This window comes from Natranaerobius thermophilus JW/NM-WN-LF, assembly GCF_000020005.1.
Taxonomy (GTDB): domain Bacteria; phylum Bacillota; class Natranaerobiia; order Natranaerobiales; family Natranaerobiaceae; genus Natranaerobius; species Natranaerobius thermophilus.
The window spans coordinates 1,240,338-1,266,157 of sequence record NC_010718.1 but is presented as its reverse complement, the minus strand read 5'-3'; the positions used below and the strand labels follow the sequence as shown (position 1 = coordinate 1,266,157).

Here is a 25,820-nt window from a genome sequence, read left to right as displayed (position 1 = left end):
AAATTCCCCTCCACTATTCTTGAAATTCTATCTTTTCAATATCGCCCTCGATTAAAATTTCTTCTTCGAAAATATTGCGGACAACCAGATTAGTCCCTATAACTTTTAATTCCCCACCTGTAATTTTAATCCGAATAGTATCCTCAGAGTATTCAGAAATGCCTCTATGATTCTCCACGTAGAATTGAGTATTGCCGATTATAATAATTCTTGGTAAATTCAAAACTATATCCTTGGGTAAATCAAAAAAATCTGTAAATAACTCTTTGAAATTATTATGATCCTTCATTTCCTTTCCCCCTCTCCCTAAGATAAAAATATGAGCTATTGCATCCCAATATTAAACTTACGTGTAAAAAGCTATGATTTTTGTTGATACTGTAAAATATCAATTTAACGGATTACGGAGGTTTGCCAGCACATCTTAAAGACAAACAAAAAATTAGATTTAATACAACAAAAAAAAGATGGATTGAAAAATTCAACCCATCTTCTAAAAATCTATCCTTTTAAATTAAAATCTCAATGTGGTCTTTTGCTCTTGGGTGGACCTAGAATTTCTGTTAATAAAATTGCTTTTTTCAAATCATTTCTACTGTCTAGTAGACTTGAAACATCTGCGCTTTTAGATGAGGATCTATACTTGTTTACTCGATACAAGTTTTCAACTTTTTTGGAGTGTTTTTGAGATTTCTTTTGCTTCTTTGTCCGGTAATTCTTCAATTTCTCATCAATAAAGCGACCATCTTCTTTATACATTTCTACATCTTCTGCATGAGACGAGATTTCACGGGGTCTAATTTCTTTTTCTTTATCTTTATCTTGGTCCTCAAATCCGGGAATACCTGGTAATTCTTCTGGGGTCGGGATTTCTGGAAATCCCCCTTCTTGTTCACTTTCTCTTTTAGGTTGTGAATGAGGAATTTCCTGTTCATCAGTTGGCTTAGGAAAATCCCTCCTGGGCCTATGACCAGGACTAGCAGCATTTCGAATTGCTGAGATTACTAAAATAATTATGATTATAATGATAGTCTCCATCTCAAGGCCCCCTTTTTTGTAACAAAATGCTTGCTAAGTCGAATTGTTTATTCGTTGTCATCTTCATCACCATTATCTACTGGTCTTTGATAGTTAGGTGTATCACTGTCAGTAGATTGATCTCCTTGAGAAATATAATTTCTCATATCAGTATCCGCCTGAATGTTTTTCATCTGATAATAATCCATTACGCCTAGTCTTCCTTCTCTAAGAGCCTCAGCCATGGCCAAGGGTACTTGAGCTTCGGCTTCTACAACTTTTGCTCGATTTTCTTGAACCGTTGCTCTCATTTCTTGTTCATGAGCAATAGCCATTGCACGACGTTCTTCTGCTTTGGCCTGAGCAATTCTCTTATCAGCATCAGCCTGATCCATTTGTAACTGAGCACCAATATTTTTGCCCACATCAACGTCGGCTATATCAATACTCAAGATTTCAAAGGCTGTACCGGCATCTAATCCCTTATTTAAAACATTATGGGACATGTTATCTGGGTTTTCTAGAACTTTTTTATGGTTTTCAGAAGAACCAATAGTAGTAACTATACCTTCACCTACACGTGCAATAATTGTGTCTTCACCTGCACCACCAACAAGTCTATCAATATTTGCTCGAACGGTAACCCGGGCTTTTGCCTTAACTTCAATTCCATCTTTAGCCACAGCGGCTACTACCGGAGTTTCAATCACTTTAGGATTAACACTCATCTGAACTGCTTGCAACACATCTCTGCCTGCCAGGTCAATAGCTGAAGCCCTTTCAAATTCCAAGGGAATCTCAGCGCGCTGGGCAGCAATTAACGCATTTACTACTCTGTCTACATTACCACCTGCAAGATAATGTCCTTCTAATTTATTTACACTTAAATTTAAGCCAGCTTTGTTTGCTTTGATTAAAGGTTTTACAACCTGAGCCGGAATTACTCTTCTAAGCCGCATCCCTACTAAAGTAAATATACCGATCTTTACTCCAGCAGCTTGTGCAGAAATCCATAATCCTATCGGGATAAAACTAAACAAGATCGATAAAAATACGATTACTAACGCTACTAGAATTAATAATGTTACGAGAGAACCATCAATCATTCAGTATCCTCCTCCTTCTGATCACTTTCTTCTGATTTGATTTCTTTGACAATCACTCTTGAGCCTTCAACTTTAGACACTTGTACAGGAGTCCCTTCTGGTATATACCCCCCTTCACTGATTACATCTATTCTTTCACCCGAGATTTGGGCTGTTCCAGCCGGCCTTAAAGGTCCTTCCGTAACACCTGATTCACCTACTAAATTTTTATATTCAGTATTCGTACCTACATAACCCTGGTCTTTACTTTCAGAATGGTTTAATATAATTCTATCCCAAAATCTACTTCTAACAAAATACCTAAAGGCAATCACTAGAACTATAATAGTACCCAGTAAACTATACAGTAACATCATTAAGCCTTGTTCTGTACTTTCTGCCGATATTACTATGGCAAAACCGAATGATACAATCCCTGCAAGCCCCATAACACCAAACCCAGCAGCAATGGCTTCTATTAATAATAAAATTATTCCCACTATAAAGAATAGCAGTACTTCATAACCAGCCAAACCTGCAAAGATATGTCCTCCAAAGAACAACCCAAAACATAGAAGTCCAACCAATCCAGGCAATCCTAATCCTGGTGAAGATAGTTCAATAACAAGTCCGGCCATTCCTAAAGTTAATAAAATTGAAGCCACAGCAGGTGAGGTAAAAAACCGAGCCATTCGTTCAGCCCATTCCATGGGATATTCCACTATATTTGCACCTTCGTAACCGGTTTTTTCCAGTAATTCGTCGTAATTATTTACAATTCCTTCTGCCATACCATGTTCCTTGGCTTCTTCCGCACTTAAAGTTAATAGTTGATTTTCTGATACCAGACCTTCTATCTCCATTTCACGCCGAACCATGGCTGCAGCTATGTCAGGATCACGGTCCCTTTCCTTGGCCACAGTTCTCATTTCCGTTTCCCATACACTCATCACTTTCTCATCGGCTACTTCAGTCCCCATACGCGCTTCAGCAGCACCCATGGTACCAGTTGGTCTCATGTAAATTTCATCAGAAGCTAAGGCAAGGTATGAACCAGCTGATATTGCCTGGGAATTAACAAAAGCATAAACTGGTATTTCTTCATTGACTATTAAATCTTTAATCTCAAAAGAAGCATCTAATGCCCCTCCAGGAGTATTTATATCTAAAACAATTAGATCTGCATTTTCTTCTTGGGCACTTTCAAAAGCTCTGTTCAAAAAGGCAGATAATCCTCGTTCTATATTGCCTTCTACAGGAACTTGGTAAACAGTTTTTTCTCCGGTATCAGCTAATGACTGTGCCTGAACCTCTTCAAAGTGAATAAATAAACCACTGAAAATCAGTAAAACACATATGAATGAACAGAAAATATTAAAGTTTTTACGCACCAAAATCACCTTCCTCCGGAAGATTCACTCAAGAACCAGGACTAAAAAAAATTTTTGCTATTATACTCATTATACGACAATTTTACTTTAAATTCCAAACATTTTTACGTTTATTTGGCTTTGTGCTAATAAAAAAGGGCCTTACGGCCCTTTAATTTTCATCTATTAACTTGTTAATAACTCTTTTACCAACTGATTAACAATTTTACCATCTGCTTTTCCTTTAACTTTAGGCATAACTTCTTTCATGACTTCACCCATATCACTGGGAGATTCCGCCTTAACATTGGAAATTGCCTCTTCAATAATTTTTTTCAGCTCTTCTTGAGATAATTGTTCTGGAAGGTACTCGTCCAAGATTTCTATCTCTCGTTTTAAATCCTCAACTACATCGGTTTTACCGGCTTGCTGATATTCTTCAAGAGAATCCTGTCGTTTTTTCTTTTCTTTAGCAATTAGTTCTATAGCTTCGTCTTCCGAAAGCGACTCTGATTGAGAAATTTCTCTATTCTTAATCTCAGAGCGCATCATTCTAATAACTGACAAGCGGAATTTATCTTTTTCTTTCATTGCTTTTTTCATATCTTCTTGTAATTGATCAGCAATTCCCATATCTTACTCCTCCTACCGTACTTATTTTCTGCTATTACGCTTTTCAGTAGCTTTTCGTTTGCGCTTTTCACTGGGTTTTTCATAATGTTTACGTTTTTTGGCTTCACTTAAAACACCACTTTTGGAGCATTGTTTTTTAAAACGTCGCAAAGCGCTATCTAATGTCTCGTTTTTACCAACTTTAATCTCAGCCACGTATTTCCCTCCCCTCTTTCACAACAAACAATTCTATACATTTAATATCATATCATTTATTTATATGTAAGTAAAATAAATGATAATCCTTTTTTAACCTGGTGGCCAGGTCAAGCTGCGTTTGCCTAACAAATGAAAGTGAACATGGTTAACAGTCTGTCCACCTTCTTTCCCGCAATTATTTACAATTCTAAAACCTGATTCATGAACATCAAACTCTTGAGCCAGTTTTTGAGCTACAAAAAAGATTTTTGAAATAAGTTCTGAATCTTTATCTTCAAAATCCATAACTGACTCAATATGCTTTTTGGGAATAATCAGCAAGTGGACTGGTGCTTGAGGATTCACATCTTTAAATGCAATAATATTTTCATCCTCATATACTATTTCACTATCCATCTCTTTATTGGCTATTTTGCAGAATATGCAGTCCGACACTCTCTGTTCACCCCCTTACTTCTTAACCTTACAAAAAGTATACTTACTAGCATGAACAAAATTTACATCAATAAATAAATTAAATTTCTTATATGCTTTGTAGCTAAATATTTCGCTTTTTAAGTTAACAATTCCTGCATAAAGCACAATTAATTCTATAAAGTTATAGTTTGTATCTATATTTTTCCAAGTATTAAAATATCTATACATATTGACGAAACTCACGAAAACCGATTTTAATTAACTAAGGGTCCTGAGTGATTTGATAAAGTCTTTCACCATCAACATCTACAAAGTGCCAATTTATTAGATCTGCACCTGTGTCTCCAATTCCTAATTGTTTTTGATCCATGACAGCTACATGATAAAAATCATTTTCAGGACTTACAATTACTTCAACTTGTTTTTGATTGTCTCCTTCAAGTAATCGTATTTGTTCTATTTCACAATGAAAAGTAAATACACCTATTTCTCTTTGCTCATTAAAGGCATCAGGAGACAGACCTAAATCTTTTTCTTCAATAATTTGTACCCACTCATTATTGCTTTCTACAATTATAAAAGAAGCAGGCTCAACACGATAGCCTTCATCTTTTGTAGAAAACTCCAACTCTTCCAAGGCTCGTTCACCCTCTACCTTTTCTGTTAACACCCCAGTTTTCTTTGGTTCCGGAGTAATTTGATCATAAAGGGATAAACCTGATAGCAAGACAAGTAATAATATAAATGGTATTAAACGTTTTAACTCAAATACTATCACCTTACTCAACAAAATCACCTACCTTGAGCAATACTCACTTAAACTTATGCCCAAGATAGGTGATTTATTACTAACTCATTTCAATTTACCTGCCCCTGCTTATCAACCACCTGTTTATTCAGGTAATTCTCCATAAACCATTTCTTCATCGGCACTATTTATTTGTACCTGACAAATTTTGTTATATAAATTAATCTCGGATTCCACATTGAATGTTACTTTTAAATAGGTATCACTGACCCCAGAAGCAACATCCTCTTCATGTTTTTCAACTAATACAGGAACAGTTTTATCAATAAACTGTTCGTGATAAACTCTGCTAAGATCTCGAGAAATCTCAATTAATTCTTGGCTACGAGCTTTTTTTTCTTTACTATGCACTTGGTCTGAAAATTCTTGGGCTGGTGTATTTTTTCTCGGTGAATATTGGAAAATATGAATATCAGAAAAACCTATCTTTTTGACAAATTCCTTAGTATTTCGAAAGTGATTCGCAGATTCACCCGGAAAGCCTACGATTATATCAGTGGTTATTGCTATGGAAGGAGACTTTTCCCTAGCAGCCATGACTATTTTTCTATAATCTTCTTTTGAATAATCTCTATTCATTGCTTTTAAAATTTCATTATCCCCACTTTGGAGAGGTATATGAAGATGTTTACAGATTTTTTCAGAATTAGTAACCAGCTCTAATAACCCAATAGTAATTTCTTGAGGTTCACAAGAGCTCAATCTTATTCTGTAATCCCCCTTTAGGTGAATGATTTTATCCAGCAAGGTTGCCAAATTGGGTAAATTTGAATTTTCACGGCCATAAGCTCCTAGATTTATACCTGTTAGTACTATTTCTTTAAATCCATTACTAACTGCCTGTTTAATCTCAGAAATAACATCTTCTGGCGGGCGACTTCGCAAATGTCCTCTGGCATAAGGGATAATACAATAAGAACAAAATTGGTCACAACCTTCTTGTATTTTTAAGAAATGTCTTGTTCTATCATGTTTTTTAAAGTTTTTGATCTTTAAGTTTTCAAATTCTCCCTTTGGTCTTGAGTCATGTAGATGTATAGCTCCCTGCCAGATGTTTTCCTTAGATAAAGCCTGCTCTACCAGTTCAACTAAACCTGATCTATCTTCAATTCCATGGACAATATCCACGCCTTCTAAAGCTTTAACTGTTTGAGGATCAGTCTGAGGATAACAGCCAGTAACCGCTATAACACAATTTGGGTTTCGCCTCTTGAGTTTTCTGATATGCTGTCGAGCCTTGCGATCGGCTAAATGTGTAACTGTACATGTGTTAATAATAGCCACATCAATATTATCCAATTCCTGAGGATTCCAATCACTTATCTCAAATCCCCTGTCCTGGAATAATTCTTTCAGGGCTTCTGAATCATACTGATTAACTTTACATCCAAAAGTAATGAATTTCACCCTTGGTACGTCTGACATTGCTCAGTTCCTCCCAAATCTGCTAATTCGTATAGAATTGCTGAGACGGCAACTATACCTGCAGTTTCAGCTCTTAGTATTCTAGGACCCATACTCACAGAAGAAAAACCTTGTTCCCGAGCTAAATCCACTTCATTATGGGAAAAACCCCCTTCTGGCCCTATCAATATTATAGCAGAAGACGGTGGAGTCTCGATAGTTTTCAGGACCTTTTTTAAGGGGGTGTTTTCTTGTTCATGACACATTATTTTTAATCTCGAACCATTATTGTTCGAATTCTCATTGTTATTTTTTAGATACTTTTCAAAATTGACGGGGTAATGAATTAGAGGTAGTACTTGCCTCTGACATTGCTCTGCAGCGTTTTTAACTATTTCTCGCCAGCGAGTTAGCTTTTTGGAGACTTTTTTGTCTGATTTATTTAATAAATTCACTTCTGTACGTTGACTTATCAGGGGATAAAATTCAGTCGCTCCCAATTCGGTACCTTTTTGGAGTACAAATTCAAAGTTGTCTTTTTTAATCAATGATTGGGCCAAGGTTATTCGTATAGGCGCTTCTTTATTATCAATTAATGGTTCTTCTAATTCAAATTCAATTTGGCCTTCTCCTAATCTATTTATAAAACTAAAACAGGCTCCTCCTTTACCATCTAGCAAAATTACTCGATCACCAATTTTCAAACGTAACACACGTGTCAAATAGTGGTAATCTTCTCGGGAACCTGTTATTTTCTGGCCTGCACTAACTTCAGTTAATGAATTTTCTTCTAAAAAAATTCTTGGTATTTGACCACTAATTGCGAACCACCAGGGCTATCCACTCCCCTGAGGTTTCCTCTGCAACAATTTCCATACCATGACTATTAAATTCATCAATAACAGCTTCTTTTTTGTTTACAGCAATACCCGATCCAATGAAAATTGCATTTTCCTTCATCATATATTTTATATTTGGTACTAAAGAAATAATTATATCCGAAATCAAATTACCGACAACTACATCTGCCTTTTCTTCAACTACTTGTTTTTTAACATCTCCCCGTTTAATGTCTATTAAATCTCTAACTTCATTCAAGTTAGCATTTTGACCAGCTACCCTACAGGCTACCGAATCAATATCATAAGCAAAAACTTTTTCAACTCCTAACTTAGCAGCAGCTATTGACAGAATCCCTGAACCACATCCTAAGTCAATAACTTTTTCATTTCCCTGTAGATATTGTTTTAAAAAGGAAATACACATAATAGTAGTGGGATGAGTTCCCGTCCCAAAAGCCATTCCTGGATCCAACCAAATTGTAGTTTGCTCATTATTATCCGGGGAAGTCCAAGTGGGCCGGACAGTAATTCCATTAACGTTTACAGGTTGATAGTACTCTTTCCACGCTTCCGACCAATCGTCTTCATCTACTTTACTAACATTGAGATCATTAGCAGAGACATTCAAACCATAATTCTCCATGTCACTGATTCTTTCTCTAATAGTACTTAGTTTGTTAGATAGTTCTTCATCCCAGGGTAAATATGCCATAACATATACTCTGTCAATCAAACTGTGTTCCGCATGTTTTTCTAACTTTTGTGGGTCTTGCCATAACTCATCTTCATCTAATTGGGGTACTATTTTGGGATCTTTAATTACAACTCCACCTGCTCCCGATTCGTGAAATAAATTAGAAACAGCTTCCATGGCTTCCCTCTCTGTGGTGAGTGTCAATTCGGCCCACTTCATGTTCTCGCCCCTTTTCATTATTTTGGAATCATTCATTTCCTCCCAGGGCTTTTTTAACCCTGTTTAAAAAACTTTCGTCAGATGAGATGTTTTTCCCCATAGATAAGGCCAACTCTCTGACAAGTTGTTTTTGCTTTTGTGTAAGTTTTTTAGGAATATCTACATTTACTATGACGATTTGATCTCCTCGTCCTTTTCGTTTGAAATGTGGTACTCCTTTTCCTTTTAAAGTGAACTCAGTTTTCGGTTGTGTGCCTGCGGGAATCTTTAATTTTGACTTGCCATCTAAAGTAGGAACTTCAATTTCAGTTCCCAAAATAGCTTCAACAAAACTCACATTTATTTCAGAATAAACAGTGGTACCATCACGTTTAAAAGTATCATGAGGTTTAACAGAAATATCTACATACAAGTCACCTGGGGGGCCACCATAAGTTCCAGCTTGGCCTTCCCCTCTTACTCTCAATCTGGTACCATTATCAACTCCCTCAGGAATGTTCAACTTAACCTTCCTACGTCTTACGACTTTACCTTCTCCTTGACACTCAGGACAGTGTTCTTTGATTACAGTTCCTTCACCACCACATCTACTACAAGTAGCTACATTAACAAACCTTCCAAAAGGAGTTTCTTTGACCTGGCGCATCTCGCCACTACCATTACAAGCTGAACAAGTTTCCGGTTGAGTTCCTGGTTTAGCTCCTGATCCATCACATTTCTCACAGTTTTCTGTCCGTGGAATCCGAACTTCCTTTTCAGCACCGAAAACAGCTTCTTCAAATTCAATTTCCAGTTTATATCTTAAATCCGAACCTTTACGAGGGCGGCGTCGTCTTTCGCCGCCTGAAAAACCGCCCCCAAAAAAGGCATCAAAAATATCTTCAAAGCCACCAAAACCACCAAAATCTTGGCCGCCAAAGCCACCATATTGCTGGTGCCCATCACCATTGACTCCGGCGTGGCCGAATTGATCATAGCGTGTACGCTTTTGTTCATCACCGAGGACTTCATAAGCCTCTTGAATTTCTTTAAATTTATCTTCTGCTTGTTCATCATCTTGATTAACATCAGGATGGTATTTCCTCGCCAATTTTCGGTAGGCTTTCTTTATTTCATTTTGACTGGCATTTCGGTCCACACCTAAAATTTCGTAATAATCACGTTTTGCCATTACAATCACCCTTTAGTGCAATTAAATTTATAATTATTAGCCTTTTTGCTGTTGATCGTCGTCTTCTTCATTGTCAACTTCATAGTCAGCATCGACTACATCCTCTTCTTGACCCTGGCTTTCTGGATCTCCTGCTGCATCGGCACCTGCTTCTCCCGTTTGAGCCTGGGCATCTTGATATATCTTTTGGCTTAATTCGTGGAAGTGGTTAGTTAGTTCTTCCTTGGCCGAGTTTATTTGATCAAGATCATCTTCTTCTAGGGCATCTTTAACTTTCTGAATAGCATCTTCCACTTCTTTCTTTTTAGATTCGTCTACTTGTTCACCCAAGTCGTTTAAGGTCTTCTCAGTATTATAGACTAGTGAATCAGCTTCGTTACGAGCTTCTATTTTTTCACGTTTTTTCTTATCTTCTTCTTCATGTTCTTGAGCTTCTTTAACCATTTCTTCTACATCTTCTTCAGATAACCCACTAGAAGGTTCTACTGTAATTTTTTGCTCTTTACCAGTTCCTTTGTCTTTAGCACTTACATTTAAAATTCCGTTGGCATCAATGTCAAAGGTGACCTCTATTTGAGGTACTCCCCTTGGAGCCGGTGGTATACCATCCAGTATGAATTTACCCAAGGATTTATTATCCTTTGCCATCTCACGCTCGCCCTGCAAGACATGAATTTCAACACTGGTTTGATTATCTGCTGCAGTTGAAAAGACTTGTTGCTTACTTGTAGGGATAGTTGTGTTTCTTTCAATTAATTTGGTGAATACACCACCCAATGTCTCAATTCCTAAAGATAGAGGTGTAACATCCAATAATAATACATCTTTGACATCACCACTAAGAACTCCTGCTTGAATAGCTGCTCCTCGAGCTACAACCTCATCGGGATTAATTCCTTTATAAGGATCTTTTCCGGTAATTTTTTTAACTTCTCTTTGTACAGCTGGAATTCGTGTAGAACCTCCAACTAAGATTACTTTATTAATATCTCCAGCAGAAACTCCAGCGTCTTTCATGGCTTGCTTCATTGGCTCTATAGTTTTATCAACTAAGTCACTGGTAAGTTCTTCAAATTTAGCCCTAGTCAAGTCCATATTCAAGTGTTTTGGGCCTTCGTCAGTAGATGTGATAAAGGGTAAGTTAATATTTGTTTGAGAAACACTAGACAATTCTACTTTTGCTTTCTCTGCCGCTTCCTTAAGCCTTTGAAGACTCATATTGTCTTCTCTAAGGTCAACTCCATGTTCTTTTTTAAATTCTTCTGCCAGGTGATCCACAATTCTCTGATCGAAATCATCTCCACCTAGCTTGTTATTCCCACTAGTAGCTTTAACTTCAAAAACTCCATCTCCCAGTTCTAGTAAGGAGACATCAAAAGTTCCTCCACCTAAGTCGTAAACTAAAATTGTCTGATCTTCTTCCTCTTTATCTATACCGTATGCCAAAGAAGCTGCAGTTGGTTCGTTAATAATTCTTTTTACTTCTAAACCTGCAATTTTCCCAGCATCCTTTGTTGCCTGTCTCTGACTGTCTGAAAAATATGCTGGAACAGTAATAACAGCCTCGCTAACTTCTTCTCCTAAGTATTCTTCTGCATCTCTTTTAAGTTTTTGAAGAACCATAGCACTGATTTCTTGAGGAGTGTACTTTTTGCTATCTATGTTTTCAGTATGGTTGGTCCCCATATGCCGTTTAATAGAAGCGATTGTTCTATCAGGATTAGTGATAGCTTGGCGTTTAGCAACCTGACCAACCAGGCGCTCACCATCATCTTTGAAAGCTACCACGGAAGGGGTAGTTCTATCACCTTCAACATTAGTAATTATACTGGTTTCTCCACCTTCCATTACTGCCATACATGAATTGGTCGTTCCCAGATCGATTCCAATTATTTTACCCATAACTATTACCTCCCTTAAGTTTTGTTTTGAATAGAATAGTTCAAATCATTTTGAATCCAGATTATCTATTATCTGGAAACTTTTACTACACTTGCTCTCAGCAGGCGATCTTTAAATAGAAAGCCAGGTTGAATCTCCTCAATGACAACATTGCTTTCATGTTCCTCACTGTCAACTTGCATAACCGCTTCGTGATAATTAGGGTCAAATTCTTGGCCTTCTGCTTCAATTCGCTCTAACCCATTTTTGGTTAGTACCTCATATAATTGATCATAAATCATATTAACCCCTTCATAGAAATTGGGGTCAACTTTTTCGTCGTCAATGTTGTTAAGAGCCCTTTCAAAATTGTCCAAAATTGGTAATATATCCTCTGCCAATTCTTTTGCTTTTTCTGTGCTTGTGCGTTCCCATTCTTTTGCAGTACGCTTTTTATAATTATCAAAATCTGCTTGTAAACGTTTCAATTGCTGGAGATAGCTCTGTTTTTCCTCCTCTAAACGCTCGTTCTGGTTTTCTAAATCCTCAATTTTTTTCTCCAAATTCTCCTCCCCTTGTCCCTGGTATTGTAAGTCTTCTGCTTCACCTGATTCTTCTCGGCTTTCTACTTCCTCTTTGTGATTTTCCAGTGTGTTTGTTGTTTCTGTATCTTTTTGATTTTGTTCTTTCTTTTGGTTGGCCGATTGCTTTTGTTCTTCTGTGATATTTTGATTATTTTCTTTTTTCATAATCATCACCTACTCCTCAGTAATTTTCTTTTTATCCAATGCCATTGTAAGTTCATTGGCAATTTGAGCCACTATGGCAATCACCCTGGAGTAATCCATCCTGGTAGGACCTAAAACACCTATAGTACCCAGGGGGCGTCCATTTAATTCGTAACTAGCAGTTACTAGACTGCAATCTTTCACTTCATCCCTGGGGTTTTCCTTCCCAATTCGCACAACAATGCCTTCCGATTCAGAAAGCAATTCAGCCAAGACCTCTTCATTCTCAAAAAATGATAGTAACTCTTTCACCTTTTTAAGATCATTAAATTCAGGCTGATTTAAAATATTCTTTGTCCCGCCTAAAGCCACGTTGGCACTACTGTGTCTAAAGGAATCAGCCAAGATATGCATGGCTTTTTCCACTAAATCCACTTCTTTAATTAAATCTGTCCGCAACTCCTTTAATAGGCTAGGGGTGATATCATCTATAGTTAAACCTTTCAGTCGTTTGTTTAGATGTTGAACTATGTTACTAAGCTCTTGTTTTGATAAGTTACCAGAAACTGGCACCGGTTTGCTTTCTATAATTCCTGTATCTGTTGTTAGAACCATTAATACCCTTTGTTGATCAATAGGAAAAACTTGAATTTCCTGAAAAGCACTTTTACTTGTTTGCGGACCTAAAACTAAAGAAGTATAATCTGTCATTTCAGCCAGAGCCCGAGCTGTTACTTGCACTATTTCATTTATTTCTAGAGCCTTGAATTTGGTTAATTTTTTTAAGAGCAACTCTTGCTGTGGAACTGATAAACAGCGAGTTATCAACTCATCAACAAAGAAACGATATCCTCTTTCCGTAGGAATACGCCCGGCTGAAGTATGCGGTTGCTCCAAAAAGCCCATATCTTCTAAGTCTGCCATTTCATTTCTGATAGTAGCGGGACTTAAATCAAATTCATATCTTTTTGTCAGGGTTCTAGACCCGACGGGTTCTGCACGTTTAATATAATCTGAAATAATAGTCTTTAAAATTTTTTGCTTACGCCAATTAAGGCTCATCAAATCACCCCTGAAAGTTATTAGCACTCTTAAAACAAGAGTGCTAATTGATCCAGTTAAAAAATAACACTAGCCAAGTTATTTGTCAAGATGAGGTAGGAACTCCATAAAAACATAATTTGACAGCATATATGCCTTTTCGGTTAGTTTAATAACAGAACCTGTTTTTGTTAAAAATCCTTGATCAATTAATTTTTTAATTTGTTTAGCAAATTTTTTCTCTACATCTAATTGAAACTCTTGAGAGATTTCTTCCAAATCAACACCTGATAACAAACGCAAGCCTAAAAAAATCCTTTCCGATAAAGCTTCTTCTCGTGATACATCCCAGCAATCTTGAATTAAGGTTCTTTCATCCAAGTCTTGGTCTTGACTGGCTTTTAAATAGTCTGTAATGGATTCGGTACAATAAAATCTTTTGCTATTCCACAAGCTGTGCGCACCAGGTCCTAAACCCAAATAGTTATGTCTTAACCAGTAGATTAAATTGTGTCGGCATTGATATCCTTCTTTAGAAAAATTAGAAAGTTCGTAGTGCTTATATCCTCGATCTTGCAGGATTTCCCTGGCCATGTTATACATAGACACTTCAGACTGTTCATCAAGGATAGGTAGTTCTCCTGTTTGATATTCTTCCATTAACGGAGTTCCTTCTTCTATCGTTAGATTATACAAGGATATATGTTTCGGGGGAAAAGGAGTTAAATTCGTAAGAAGATCCAGATCTTGTTCTAAATCTTCCAACCTTTGTCCGGGAATGCCATAGATTAAATCAACATTAATATTGTCTATCCCTTTTGATACCAAGAGTTCATAAGCTCGAATAAAATCATTCCATGTGTGTATTCTTCCTAACCTTTTTAAATATTTAGAATGAGTACTCTGTAAGCCTATGCTGATGCGATTAACTTTCGAAGCTAAAATAGTCGCTTTTTCACTAGTGATTGAATTAGGATTCACTTCCACAGTAATCTCTCTGCTTTGCCCGTCGTTGTCAAAACTAGTATTGGAGTTCTCTATATAGAATGACAATAAATCGTGTAAAGCCTCTTCCGTTAAACAAGAAGGAGTTCCTCCACCAATATATATGCTGTCCCATGATTCTTGGTTAAGGCCAAGTTTTCTGTAAAATGTCTTAGTCTGTTTTTTTATTGTTTTTAAGTAGTTTGTTATTTCATCCTGGGATTGAAGTTCTCTACTATTAAAATCGCAGTATTTACATTTAGATAAACAAAAAGGGACATGAATGTACAGTCCCTTTTTGTAATCCGTTTTATTTATCAATGCTCAACACCGCCATAAAGGCTTCTTGAGGTATATCTACCTTCCCGACTTGTTTCATTCTCTGTTTCCCTTCTTTTTGTTTTTCTAATAATTTTCTCTTACGAGTGATATCTCCACCGTAACATTTTGCCAAGACATTCTTTTTGACTGCTTTCACCGTTTCCCTGGCAATTACCTTATTACCGATAGCTGCTTGTACTGGAACATCGAACATTTGTCTTGGCAGCATTTCTCTTAGTTTACCTGCCAGCTGTCTTCCTTTATAATAAGCTTTATCTTGATGAACTATAAAGGATAATGCATCCACAGGTTCCTTGTTCACCAAGATATCCACTTTAACTAAATCCGCTCCCTCGTAACCAATGATCTCGTAATCAAAGGAAGCATAACCCCTGGTCTTACTCTTAAGAAGATCAAAGAAATCAAAAACAATTTCACTTAAGGGAAGCTTGTACTTGAGCAGTACCCGCAATGAATCCAAGTATTCCAAGGTTTCATATTCCCCTCTTTTTTCTTCACATAATTCCATGACTGGGCCAATATAGTCCTGCGGCACCATAAAATTAGCTCTTACTACTGGTTCATAGATTGCGTTAATTTCGTTTCTCTCTGGTAGATCCGTGGGATTTTCAATTGTTATTTCTTCTCCTTCGACTAGTTCTACTCTATATACAACATTGGGAGCCGTTGTAACTAGCGAAATCCCATATTCTCTTTCAAGCCTTTCTTGAATTATCTCCATATGAAGTAGTCCTAAAAATCCACATCTGAAACCAAATCCTAAGGCAGCGGAATTTTCTTGTTCATATACTAATGAAGCGTCATTTAACTGTAGTTTATCCAAAGCATCCCTTAGATCTTCATAATCTTCTCCGTCAGCAGGAAACAAGCCACAGTAGACCATTGGTTTTACTTGCTTATAGCCTGCTAAAGGCTCTGGAGCTGGTTTCTTATATGAAGTAATAGTATCTCCGACCCGGCTATCCTTTACATCTTTTATATTGGCAGCCATAAATCCAACTTCCCCAGCATTTAAGGCATCCACTTTTTTAGGGCCCGGATTTAATATGCCAATTTCCGAGGCCTCGAATTTTTTTCCGGTTTGCATCATCTTTATTTCCATTCCGGGAACCAATTGACCAGAAAACACTCTAAGATAAGTGATCACTCCCCGATAGGTGTCGTAATAAGAATCAAAAATTAGGGCTTTTAAATGGTCATCTTCTTTATCATCGGGAGCCGGAATTCGTTCCACGATAGCTTCTAAAATGTCCTCAATTCCTGTACCATCTTTAGCTGAAGCTAAAATAACTTCATCTTCGTCAATCCCTACGATTTCTTCCAATTCTCTAGTAACTTTTTCTACATCAGCATTAGGTAAATCAATCTTATTAATCACTGGTATAATTTCTAAGTTTTGTTCAAGAGCTAAATAAATATTCGCAAGGGTTTGAGCTTCAATGCCCTGAGCAGCATCTACAACTAATAATACACCCTCACATGCTTTTAAACTGCGAGAAACTTCATAGGTGAAATCAACATGACCAGGAGTGTCAATTACATTAAGATAATATTCTTTCCCATCCTTTGCCTGGTAGTTCATTGTAACCGCTTGCAGTTTAATGGTTATACCTCGTTCTCTTTCCAAATCCATATTGTCAAGAAATTGTTCCTGCATCTCTCGTTCTGTTAGGGTTTTTGTATATTCTAACAACCGATCAGCTAGTGTTGATTTACCATGATCGATATGTGCAATGATCGAAAAGTTTCTAATTCGTTCTTGTGTCATATTCTGGTCCCCCTTTTATCTCACCTTATTATAACACCTGGACATGAGGGTGACAAGTCGTCAATCACCAGCAAATGCCGCCTTTTTCAGAGCTTCAGCTAGGTATGGAATAGTATTTTTTGCTTCTTCTAAACTATTTTCATGACCTCCAATTTCTATCAGTAATGATCTGGAATGAACTTCCTGATTATATGAAAAATTCCTTGTCCTAATACCCCGAGATAAGTCAGGATGGATTTTTTCTAATTGTTTTTGTAGCTGCAGGGCAAAACGATAGTTTTCCCGCCAATCAGGATTACCTTCAGAACCAACCAGTATTAAAATTTTCCCGACTTGTTCCCCTTCTATTTCTGTAGTGGTCATATTCCGAGGGACTCCATCTCTATGTATATCTAATAATACATCAATTTCAGGGTTTTCTTCCATCATATTTTCTATTGTAGGTAAACTTCTCGAATAACTATCTCTCCTAGTTGGAAGATCATGGACTTCCTCGGTATGAACAGTTTCTATATTATAATCTGCTAGTTCCTCAGTCAACTTCCGACCTAGCTCTACTACTGTTTTATCCAAATTTTCAGTAAATGGTTCACCACTATCTGGTACGAAACTTTCGGTAGTGTGGGAATGATAAATCCCTACTTTGCCATCTAGATTTTCACCTTCCGCTACTATTTGTGGACTATCTTCAATTGGTTCCTCTGGTAACTCGCTCAAATCCAAGCCTGTTTCTTCTTGCCAGACTACTTCTTTAGAGCTTTTCTGATCTGGTTTCTGTTCTTCAGCCATGGCTTGGATTTCCTTTGAATAATCCCTAACTGGAGAAAACTGTGTTCCTAAAATTGTTTCTGGTGAGTTACTGTCAACAGCTAATGGATGAAGTAACAGTTTGTCTAAAGCATCAGTTAAGCTAGTAATAGGGGGATCTTGAATTTCCATAACATAAAATCCGGGTAATTCTTGTTCTAAAAACCATACATATGGTTTTTCAATGAATATACTTCCTAATATGGATAATAATAATTGTATAATCACAGAAACTCCAAATACAACTGAAATACAAACTAAGAGACTTTGTTTTAAGCTTTTTTTTCTTTTACCTGTCTTGTTATTAACAGTCTTGTGAAAATTTTTTGTCACTGCCTCGTCCCCCTCAATTACATTGTTTAATTGCTAATATTAATTATATGCAGAAGATCTATTACTTGATTAAAAAAATAAGCCGCCGAATTGGCGACTTATTGTAAATACTTTCCGGGATTTTCCTGGGCAACCCGAGGATGAACTGCCACATTTATTCCACCAGCCAAAACTTCAGAAATATCATCTACAAACTGATCTACTTCCTTAGGAGTAATCATCAAGGTTCGTCCTTCACCACTATAAGGTTGAAGTGCTTGATTGACTAAATTACGATCAACTTGTTGATTGCCGCCAGGAGATCCTTGAGCTGGATTGCCTGGTCCTGGCATACCTTGTGATTGAGTTTGGGTTGGTTGCTGTCCTTGTTGAGCATTTTGACCTTGCTGACCTTGATTGTTAACCATTTGTAAAGTATCACCTACCAAGGTAGTTGCATCAACTACAGTGGGTACTCCCATAGCAACAACTGGAACCCCCATAGTCTCTTTATTTATTCCCATTCGATCGTTACCTACCCCGGACCCAGGGTGAATGCCGTTATCAGCAATTTGAACTGTTGTGTTTAATCTACTAAGGTTTCGAGCTGCTAAAGCATCAATGGCCAATATCATATTAGGTTTAGCTTCTTCTACAATTCCTTTGATTATTTCACCTGTTTCTACTCCAGTTAAACCCATGACTCCAGGTGCAACCCCTGATATAGATCGAAAACCTTCACCTAATTGTTCTGGTACTAATTGTTTTAAATGTCTTGTGATAACTAGATCTTCAACTACTTTAGGGCCAATAGAATCGGGAGTTACATTCCAATTCCCCAATCCTACTACCATCAATTCAGTACTATCATTAAATTGGGCAATATTTTGTAATTCTCTCGCTACAATCTGGCTAACCTCTTCTTGTAGATCTGTATTTTTTTCCCGCAGGCCCGGAGCTTCAATATTAACATAATTCCCCATGGCTTTATTCATAGCTTGCTGACCTTGTGGTGACGTGATACTGAGATGGTTAACTGTTATTCCATCCTCTTGAAAAGTTTCACTTTCTACTCCTGGAATATCTTTCTCAGTTTCAGGAGATACCATTTCCATAGCTTCAATTGCCAAGTCTGTTCGGATACTTGAATTTAAACCTTCCTTATTAGAATTCATATCTTTCTTATCATGGCTCATTTAGTAACCTCCTATTTGTTTTCTTCAGTATTATCCTGCACCAATTTTGAAATATTAATTCGCCCTAGGAGTGGATTTAAACTCTTGATTTATATAAGTTTATATGTTACTATTTACAGTGTTCTCAATCGTTTCCGGATTATTTCATTAAAATTTATTAAAAGCACAAACACAGGAGGTGACACTCTTGCCTAATATCAAATCTGCTAAGAAAAGAGTAAGAGTTACTCGTAAAAAGACTTTACGCAACAAGCATGTGAAAACAATGGTTAAAACAGCCATTAAAAAATTTGAACTAGCTTTACAAAACGAAGATGTTGAAACTGCCCGAGAAGAACTAAAAAACGCTACTAAAACCATTGATAAAGCCGTAAGCAAAGGAGTTATCCATAAAAATAATGCGGCTAGGAAAAAATCCAGGCTTACAGCTAAGTTTAATAACATAGCTAGTTAAAAAAAATCTACTCTTTATGAGTAGATTTTTTTATGCTTCAATTTTGTCAACAAATGACATTATTAAACGCTCCAGGGCAAAAGTACCTTCCAGTTGACCTGTTTTAATGGCATAATCAATCCGCTGTACCTCTTTAACAGCATCCTGCAGCTCTTGATAACTGAAATTTTTACTCTGTGCGGCCACTTTTTTTCCAATAAAAGGAGGAATGCCTAGTTTCTTGCTCGCTTCTGAAACAGCCAGACCGTCGTCAAGATAAGCTTTTATTTTTATTAGTAATCTGAACTGGCGAGCTATTAAAAACAGTATCTTAACTGGTGGCTCGTTTAATGTCAATTTTCGAACCAATGCAAGGGCAATCCCTGATTGTTTTTCCCCAATTTTATCGACCAATTTAAACACATTCGTCTCTAAAGATTCCGGTACTACCTGTCTCACATGATTTTCTTCTATTTTTTTGATACCAGCAGTATAGAGATCTAGCTTTTCTAATTCCTGTTCCAATAAAGGCAGTTCATTGCCAATACGCTGAACTAAAAGAGAAACGGCGTTTCTTTGAATATCTTTTCCTCTCATATTAACCCATTCCCTAATCCACTTATCTATTTCCCAAGGTTTTAATTGGCTAAATTCATAGAGCATACCTCTTTTTTTGAGGTTCTTTACTAATTTTTGACGTTTATCTACCTTATCAGCAAAAAATACTAGTACAGTAGTTGGAGCAGGATTGTCTAGATAATCTGAAAATATTTGTTTCTCTTTTTCTGATAATTGTTCACTAAAATAAGGAGCATTACTCACCATGACTAAACGCCTATCACTAAAAAATGGTAAAGATTCAGCTTTTTGAACTACATCAGCCAAATTATATTCTTTACCATCTAATTTTTCATAACTGCTAAGGTCAAAATCGGTTTTTAACAATAAATCTTTTATTTTTTGTCCAAATTGTTTTTGAAAATATGATTCTCCTGTAATTAAATAAACAGATTTTAATTGCTCTTCAGTTAACTGGGGTATTTTATTTCCTGACATTTAAATTATCCTTTCTATAAACGTAATTTTTAACTCCCCTTACAAGCCCAAAAGCTCCTGATAACATCATATCCCCATGGGGTATTGCCATATAACCTAAGTTTTTACCAAGATTCCTTCTAGGTCCTGTGACTGCTATAAAATTAAATTTATGCTCATCCGCTTCTGGTACTCGCATGCAACCATGTCCTTTATCTTCTAACACTTCTTCGTTTGATAGCTCTCCCAGGACAAATCTATCCAAGTGATGTTGTAATTTTTCCTCTGTTAATTTTTTGGTATGGTGCTCAAAAACTCCTAGCACTCTCTGTCCTACAACTAAGAAGGCTATGGTATGTTGATTTCCAATATTAACAATCATACCATTATTTTGCGTCACTTCTCTATTTACATTATTGTCTTCTAAGGCCCCCAAAATTGCAGCTGCTCCTGTATCTGTTATCCAAACTTTGTGACCGGACCGAACAGATTGAGTTTGCACAGCTTCCATAACAGCATGCATTCTGGTGAAGTAATCTGGTACAGAATTTTCATCATAAATCAGATCCGCTAAATAACCGCCCGATTTTAAAAACTTTTCCCAGTGTCCAAATCTAAATAACCGATTACTGCTATCAGGGGCAAATCCATGATCCTGAACAGCTAGAGCATAGTCAGCTGGCAATTCTTCTTCAAATAACGCCAAAGCCTCTTTTAATCCTGATATATCTATATCTTTCAACTCAATTTGGTCACAATTCTGTGGAGGTGATTCAACAATTTCAACTCCTATCTCTTTAACTTTATTTAAATTATCTTTTAAAGTCAAGGCTGCTTCTTCAGTTGCATATACTCTGTAACCATAGCTTAAATGCTCTTTGATTGCTTTGCTAGAGGCTCCTCCCCCCATGAGATAACCGCTTAGAAAAATATCTGATCCCATTTGGGTACATTCTCTAATTCTTTTGGCAACGATTTGAGTCTGAGAAGGTAAAATCATCTTGATATTGTTTTCCATTTCAGATTCTGGATGATACACAAGGACATCCTGGGTTCCACTCCCAATATCAACTGCTAATAAAGAGTTCATTTTAATTCATCCTCCTTTAATCCCTAAACCAATTTTTTAAATGGCTCTATGAATTTATTTGTTGACACTATAAAATTTTCAATTGGACGGATTATTTTAATTCTCAATATAGGATTTGATCTGTAATTCTCTCCCATTGCTGTTTAATATCACAGCCCCATTTTTATCAGTTCGAAACACTCGAATCCCGGAACTTTCAAGTTCTTCTATCAATTGTAGTGAAGGATGGCCATAGCTGTTATTACCTACTGAAATAATGGCAACAGACGGGTCTATGGCCTCCAAAAATTGCAAAGATGAGGAAGTTGAGCTGCCATGATGAGGGACTTTTAGTACCTGGCTGTTAAGATTATCTTCGCTAATTGTATTCAACAATCTTCTTTCTCCTTCCTCCTCCAAATCCCCTGGGAAAAATAAAGCTGTTTCTTGCCATACTAATCTGGTTACGATAGAGTTATTGTTTAAGTCACAATTTGTCCCTGTTAAATAGGGAGAATTCGGGTGTAATATTTCCATAGTTGCATCAGATCCTAAATCTATAACGCCGGGATCTTGTACATAGTTAACAGGAATATTTCTATTATTCAATTGTTCCATCAATTTCTCGAATTCTTCAGTATCATTCCCAAGCTCGGGTATTAACACTTGGGAAATATTTACATGGTCTAATATAGCTATTAAACCTGCAAAATGATCGGTATGAGCATGAGTTATAATAACCAGATCAATTGTCTTTTCACCGTAATATCTTAAAAATGGTAATAGTACAGTTTCACCAGGATCAGAAAATCTACTATCCAATGGTACTCCACCACTGTCAATTAAAATTGTCTGTCCTTTCGGTGTGAAAATAACGGCCGAGTTACCTTGGCCTACATCCAGATAATAGGTATCTAAGGTTTTATTAAAGGGGCTTAGAAAGCTTATGAATAAACATATCATTGAAAAAATAGCTAATAGGGGTAAATACTTAACAGGCCGAATAATCAATGGTGAATTTTTAAAAATGAGAATAACAAGTATGGATATATAATAACAAACTAATTGAACCCCCGACCAATGACCCCATAAACTAAAGCTATACTGAGCGACCAGGTAGATTACAGTTTGTAAGTATCGCACTGTCAGTTCAATAAAGACTTTTAAAAACTGGATTGGTATAAAAGCTAGATCTAAATTAACTAGTAACCCGAAAATCATAGCTGCCAAAATTAATGGTGCTAACACCATTGCTAGAAAAGGAGCCAATAATAGACTACCAAAAGACACCCAGCCAAAGTGGTGTAAAATTAAGGGGAATACACCTAATTGGGCACAAAGTGCAATTTTAAAAGGTTCTATTAGAAAAGATGTTATTGAGTTGCGTGTTGATTTGAGTTCTGGGTAAATTAGAATGATAAACAAAGTAGCAATAAAGGACAATTGTAAACCAACATTAAAAATTAAAAAAGGCGAAAAAGCCAATATTACCAATAAACTTAAGCTAAGTGCTAAGAGGGGTGATAATTTTTGAGTGGTTAAAGAAGAACATAAAACTAGCCCAAGCATTAGCATAGCTCTCATTACTGAAGGTGAAAAACCAGCTGCAGAGGCATAAATTAAACTCACAATTAAAGTTACTATTACAGAGCACTTTTTTCTAATCCCAATAGCAAGTAATGCATTGTATAGGCTAAGGGCCACAATTTTCATATGAAGGCCGGATACAGCAGTTAAATAACGCGCTCCAGCCTCATCTAGAATTGTGATAGATTGTTTATTCAAATATGAAAGATCCCCCAAGGTAAGAGCAATTACCCAGGGGGAAACCTCAAGGTCTAAGTTTTTAAGATAAATTTCTGTTAAATTGTTCGATAACAAAGTTCCCGGTCTATGTAGTGAAATACTTTCACCAATAATTTCAAGATTATGTGGATTCTGAGGGTATAGAATGTGAAATTTACCCCTGCTCTTTAGATAGCTGGCATAGTCAAAACCTCCAGGATTCCTAGCTCCTTCTGGTTTAACCATGTTTGCCCTTCCTCGAACCCGATTACCTGGTAGTAATTCCCTTTGTTCATCCACATCCTTTTTCGGTAAACTCATACGCACTTTCAAAGGTGAATTAAAGGTTTGGTCTACTTGTTCTATTTGTTGTAGTTGGTCTATTTGTTCAACAAAGCTTAATTCCGTTATTGTTACAGGATAGTGGATGGAATTAGCACCTGTACTAGGAGAACCAGAAATTTTCCCAATGAATTCTACGTCATAGGAATTTTGACTATCTGTACCTATATAAAGGGGAAGTAATTGGCGGTTCCAATACCAGATGCTAATTAAATTAATACAAAATATTAAAAACAGACCCACACATACCAGTTTTAAAGTACTCTCAATTTTGTTTAATTTTTACACCACCCGTGTAAATAAATATATAGATTTAACTCTTGTCAGGAATTGCTTCCGTTGCCAATTGATCAGCTCGATTATTAAGTTCATCATCGCTGTGACCTTTAACCTTAATCCATTGAATTGAGTGATAATCATTTAATTCAATGAGTTCTCTCCATAAATCCTGATTATCCACTTTTTTCTTTGATTTAGTTAACCAATTATTGCGCTGCCACTTCTTCCACCAGCCCTGTTGAAAACAATTAACTAAATATGCGCTATCACTACATAGCTCCACATTACACGGGTACTTCAATGCTTTCAGAGCCTGCACTGCGGCATATAATTCCATTCTTTGATTGGTAGTATTCTCCGCAGAACCTGATAATTCCTTTTTATGTTCATTAAAAAGCAAAATAGCACCCCAACCACCCGGACCAGGGTTGCCACTGCAAGCTCCGTCGGTATAAATCGTAACTCTTTTCTTGTCTTCATTTGTATTAGTCATATAAATCTCTCCCTAAAAAAAATTCTGTAACAAGTATTATAACTTGTTACAGAAAAAATTTACACAAACAATATTTTAAAATATTACTCAAATCTTTACAAGGCCTTATGTTCGGCAAAATTCTCTATGATTCTATCCGCCATTTCTGGTGCTTGAACTGAAAGCAAACCGATAGCTGCCAAGCTATAGTTACTATCCAGTATTAATTGCGCATCTTTTGGAGGTGTTAATTTGCTTGGTTGATAACGTTTTAATAACTCTTTTATAACCTTTTCTCCAGGTTTACTCCTACCTAAGGCTCCTCCAGTGCCAATCACATATCTAATTTTAGTTAAATCTTTCCCTTTAACTATCTTTTGACGTCCTGTGGGCCCATAGAGATATTTTATAGCTCCGGCATGTCTATCTACTGCTGTGAAGGTAGCTATTTTTGCAAACAATTGTAATAGATGTTTTTCCGATTCATTCTGTGGAAAAGGTTCCCAGTCGGCAATGATATTTAACATATCTTCTTGGCTCATCCCCGACTCAAAATATGATTCGTCCATTAAATCAATCAAATTCTTAGCATTTCTATAAACACCCAAGTCACCTTCTACCGTTCTTTTAGCCCTGGGTTCAGGTGCCACAGTCAAGTCGAGCATTTCTTGCGAACCATCTGTAACTGAGTGGACATCGGTAGTAGCACCACCTACGTCAATAACCATAGCATCACCTATTTTATCAGCTACCCGTTTGGCTCCTTCCATTACAGCTCCTGGAGTTGGCATAATACTTCCATTAACTCTTTCTTTAATTTTTTCCATTCCAGGAGCATGCACAATATGGCTTTGGAAAATTTGTTGTATTGCTTTCCGGGCTGGTTCCACGTTTAACTCGTCAACGGTAGGATAAACGTTTTCAACAGCTTTCACATAAAGGCCTGCAGATTCTAAAATTTTAACCACTTTTTCCTGACAAGCTACATTACCAGCATAAACTATAGGAGCTTTTATGCCACTGTCTGCTATATAACGGGCATTATTTACCACAGTTTTTTCTTCTCCGTAGTCCACCCCACCGGCCAGTAAAATAATATTTGGTGAAATCTCCAAAGTGTTATCTATATCTTCTTGGGATAATTCACCGGCGGTAACTTGGTGAATAACGGCACCTGCCCCTAATGCAGCTTCTCTAGAAGCACGGGCTGTCATATCGTAAACCAGACCGTGAACTGTCATCTTTAAACCACCAGCGGCACTGCTAGTAGCATACATTTCTAAATCATCTAAAGATCCAGAGAAGCTTCCATTTTGGTCCAGTTGTTGTTTTAAATCCTCCTGGGCTCGATTCAAGCCCAGGAGGACATCTCCTGCTTCAACAGTAGTAGAACTTTGTCCTTGCGCTACTAGCTTTCCCTTCTCATTATACATTGAAACAACTGTAGTAGTACTGCCGACTTCTGCTACTAGTTTTTCCTGTCCCATC

The 25,820-nt window shown here is 36.8% G+C and carries 25 protein-coding genes; 1 reads left to right on the top strand and 24 read right to left on the bottom strand.

From position 1 onward, the window contains the following. Positions 1-13: 13 nt before the first annotated feature. The 19 genes from yqfC to gpr form a co-directional block, all read right to left on the bottom strand. A complete protein-coding gene (gene yqfC / locus NTHER_RS06045) occupies positions 14-289 on the bottom strand; it encodes a sporulation protein YqfC (protein WP_012447654.1) in 276 nt (91 codons plus the stop codon). A gap of 233 nt (positions 290-522) precedes the next feature. Next, the gene (locus tag NTHER_RS06040; protein WP_012447653.1) at positions 523-1,038 is read right to left on the bottom strand and encodes a hypothetical protein; all 516 of its coding nucleotides are present in this window, start codon (positions 1,036-1,038) and stop codon (positions 523-525) included. Positions 1,039-1,085: 47 nt separating this feature from the next. Then, positions 1,086-2,123 (bottom strand): flotillin-like protein FloA, encoded by a 1,038-nt coding sequence (gene floA / locus NTHER_RS06035; RefSeq protein ID WP_012447652.1) that lies wholly within the window; start codon positions 2,121-2,123, stop codon positions 1,086-1,088. Then, positions 2,120-3,493 (bottom strand): NfeD family protein, encoded by a 1,374-nt coding sequence (locus NTHER_RS06030; RefSeq protein WP_238526150.1) that lies wholly within the window; start codon positions 3,491-3,493, stop codon positions 2,120-2,122. The genes floA and NTHER_RS06030 overlap by 4 nt, the downstream gene beginning before the upstream one ends. Positions 3,494-3,658: 165 nt before the next feature. Then, positions 3,659-4,105, bottom strand: a complete 447-nt coding sequence (locus NTHER_RS06025) for a GatB/YqeY domain-containing protein (protein ID WP_012447650.1) — start codon at positions 4,103-4,105, stop codon at positions 3,659-3,661. A gap of 21 nt (positions 4,106-4,126) precedes the next feature. Beyond that, complete coding sequence (rpsU, locus tag NTHER_RS06020; protein WP_012447649.1) at positions 4,127-4,300, bottom strand: 30S ribosomal protein S21; 174 nt, start codon at positions 4,298-4,300, stop codon at positions 4,127-4,129. A 93-nt stretch (positions 4,301-4,393) separates the two neighbouring features. Continuing rightward, complete coding sequence (locus NTHER_RS06015) at positions 4,394-4,738, bottom strand: histidine triad nucleotide-binding protein (RefSeq protein ID WP_012447648.1); 345 nt, start codon at positions 4,736-4,738, stop codon at positions 4,394-4,396. A 244-nt stretch (positions 4,739-4,982) separates the two neighbouring features. Next, positions 4,983-5,507, bottom strand: coding sequence for a hypothetical protein (locus NTHER_RS06010; RefSeq protein ID WP_041366952.1), 525 nt, complete (start codon positions 5,505-5,507; stop codon positions 4,983-4,985). Positions 5,508-5,612: 105 nt separating this feature from the next. Continuing rightward, entirely contained in the window at positions 5,613-6,953 is a 1,341-nt protein-coding gene (gene mtaB / locus NTHER_RS06005) for a tRNA (N(6)-L-threonylcarbamoyladenosine(37)-C(2))-methylthiotransferase MtaB (protein WP_012447645.1), read from the bottom strand. Continuing rightward, the gene (locus tag NTHER_RS06000; protein WP_274377069.1) at positions 6,932-7,732 is read right to left on the bottom strand and encodes a 16S rRNA (uracil(1498)-N(3))-methyltransferase; all 801 of its coding nucleotides are present in this window, start codon (positions 7,730-7,732) and stop codon (positions 6,932-6,934) included. Before NTHER_RS06000 ends, mtaB begins: the two co-directional genes overlap by 22 nt. Before the next feature lie 16 nt (positions 7,733-7,748). Then, positions 7,749-8,723 (bottom strand): 50S ribosomal protein L11 methyltransferase, encoded by a 975-nt coding sequence (gene prmA / locus NTHER_RS05995; RefSeq protein ID WP_012447643.1) that lies wholly within the window; start codon positions 8,721-8,723, stop codon positions 7,749-7,751. Further along, entirely contained in the window at positions 8,716-9,858 is a 1,143-nt protein-coding gene (gene dnaJ / locus NTHER_RS05990) for a molecular chaperone DnaJ (protein WP_012447642.1), read from the bottom strand. The genes prmA and dnaJ overlap by 8 nt, the downstream gene beginning before the upstream one ends. 36 nt (positions 9,859-9,894) lie before the next feature. Then, a complete protein-coding gene (gene dnaK / locus NTHER_RS05985; RefSeq protein WP_012447641.1) occupies positions 9,895-11,760 on the bottom strand; it encodes a molecular chaperone DnaK in 1,866 nt (621 codons plus the stop codon). A 68-nt stretch (positions 11,761-11,828) separates the two neighbouring features. Beyond that, a complete protein-coding gene (grpE, locus tag NTHER_RS05980; protein ID WP_052291955.1) occupies positions 11,829-12,488 on the bottom strand; it encodes a nucleotide exchange factor GrpE in 660 nt (219 codons plus the stop codon). A gap of 9 nt (positions 12,489-12,497) precedes the next feature. Continuing rightward, entirely contained in the window at positions 12,498-13,529 is a 1,032-nt protein-coding gene (gene hrcA / locus NTHER_RS05975; RefSeq protein WP_012447639.1) for a heat-inducible transcriptional repressor HrcA, read from the bottom strand. Positions 13,530-13,607: 78 nt separating this feature from the next. Then, entirely contained in the window at positions 13,608-14,813 is a 1,206-nt protein-coding gene (gene hemW, locus NTHER_RS05970; RefSeq protein ID WP_012447638.1) for a radical SAM family heme chaperone HemW, read from the bottom strand. Further along, complete coding sequence (gene lepA, locus NTHER_RS05965; RefSeq protein ID WP_012447637.1) at positions 14,803-16,602, bottom strand: translation elongation factor 4; 1,800 nt, start codon at positions 16,600-16,602, stop codon at positions 14,803-14,805. Before lepA ends, hemW begins: the two co-directional genes overlap by 11 nt. A gap of 60 nt (positions 16,603-16,662) precedes the next feature. Next, positions 16,663-17,742, bottom strand: a complete 1,080-nt coding sequence (gene spoIIP / locus NTHER_RS05960; protein WP_012447636.1) for a stage II sporulation protein P — start codon at positions 17,740-17,742, stop codon at positions 16,663-16,665. A 98-nt stretch (positions 17,743-17,840) separates the two neighbouring features. Further along, complete coding sequence (gene gpr, locus NTHER_RS05955) at positions 17,841-18,917, bottom strand: GPR endopeptidase (protein ID WP_012447635.1); 1,077 nt, start codon at positions 18,915-18,917, stop codon at positions 17,841-17,843. A gap of 187 nt (positions 18,918-19,104) precedes the next feature. On the opposite strand from gpr, the gene rpsT reads away from it, so the two are divergent. After that, entirely contained in the window at positions 19,105-19,371 is a 267-nt protein-coding gene (gene rpsT / locus NTHER_RS05950; RefSeq protein ID WP_012447634.1) for a 30S ribosomal protein S20, read from the top strand. A 30-nt stretch (positions 19,372-19,401) separates the two neighbouring features. Here rpsT and holA read toward each other — a convergent pair whose 3' ends face one another. The 5 genes from holA to NTHER_RS05925 form a co-directional block, all read right to left on the bottom strand. After that, positions 19,402-20,406, bottom strand: a complete 1,005-nt coding sequence (gene holA, locus NTHER_RS05945; protein ID WP_012447633.1) for a DNA polymerase III subunit delta — start codon at positions 20,404-20,406, stop codon at positions 19,402-19,404. Further along, positions 20,393-21,475 carry a DUF1786 domain-containing protein gene (locus NTHER_RS05940; RefSeq protein WP_012447632.1) on the bottom strand — a complete coding sequence of 361 codons (1,083 nt, stop codon included), beginning with the start codon at positions 21,473-21,475 and terminating at the stop codon, positions 20,393-20,395. The genes holA and NTHER_RS05940 overlap by 14 nt, the downstream gene beginning before the upstream one ends. Positions 21,476-21,571: 96 nt before the next feature. Next, on the bottom strand, positions 21,572-23,824 hold the full coding sequence (locus NTHER_RS05935) for a DNA internalization-related competence protein ComEC/Rec2 (protein ID WP_012447631.1): 2,253 nt from the start codon (positions 23,822-23,824) through the stop codon (positions 21,572-21,574). A gap of 70 nt (positions 23,825-23,894) precedes the next feature. Continuing rightward, positions 23,895-24,353 (bottom strand): ribonuclease HI, encoded by a 459-nt coding sequence (gene rnhA, locus NTHER_RS05930; protein ID WP_012447630.1) that lies wholly within the window; start codon positions 24,351-24,353, stop codon positions 23,895-23,897. A gap of 95 nt (positions 24,354-24,448) precedes the next feature. Continuing rightward, a complete protein-coding gene (locus tag NTHER_RS05925; protein WP_012447629.1) occupies positions 24,449-25,819 on the bottom strand; it encodes a GlmL-related ornithine degradation protein in 1,371 nt (456 codons plus the stop codon). Position 25,820: the final 1 nt, after the last annotated feature.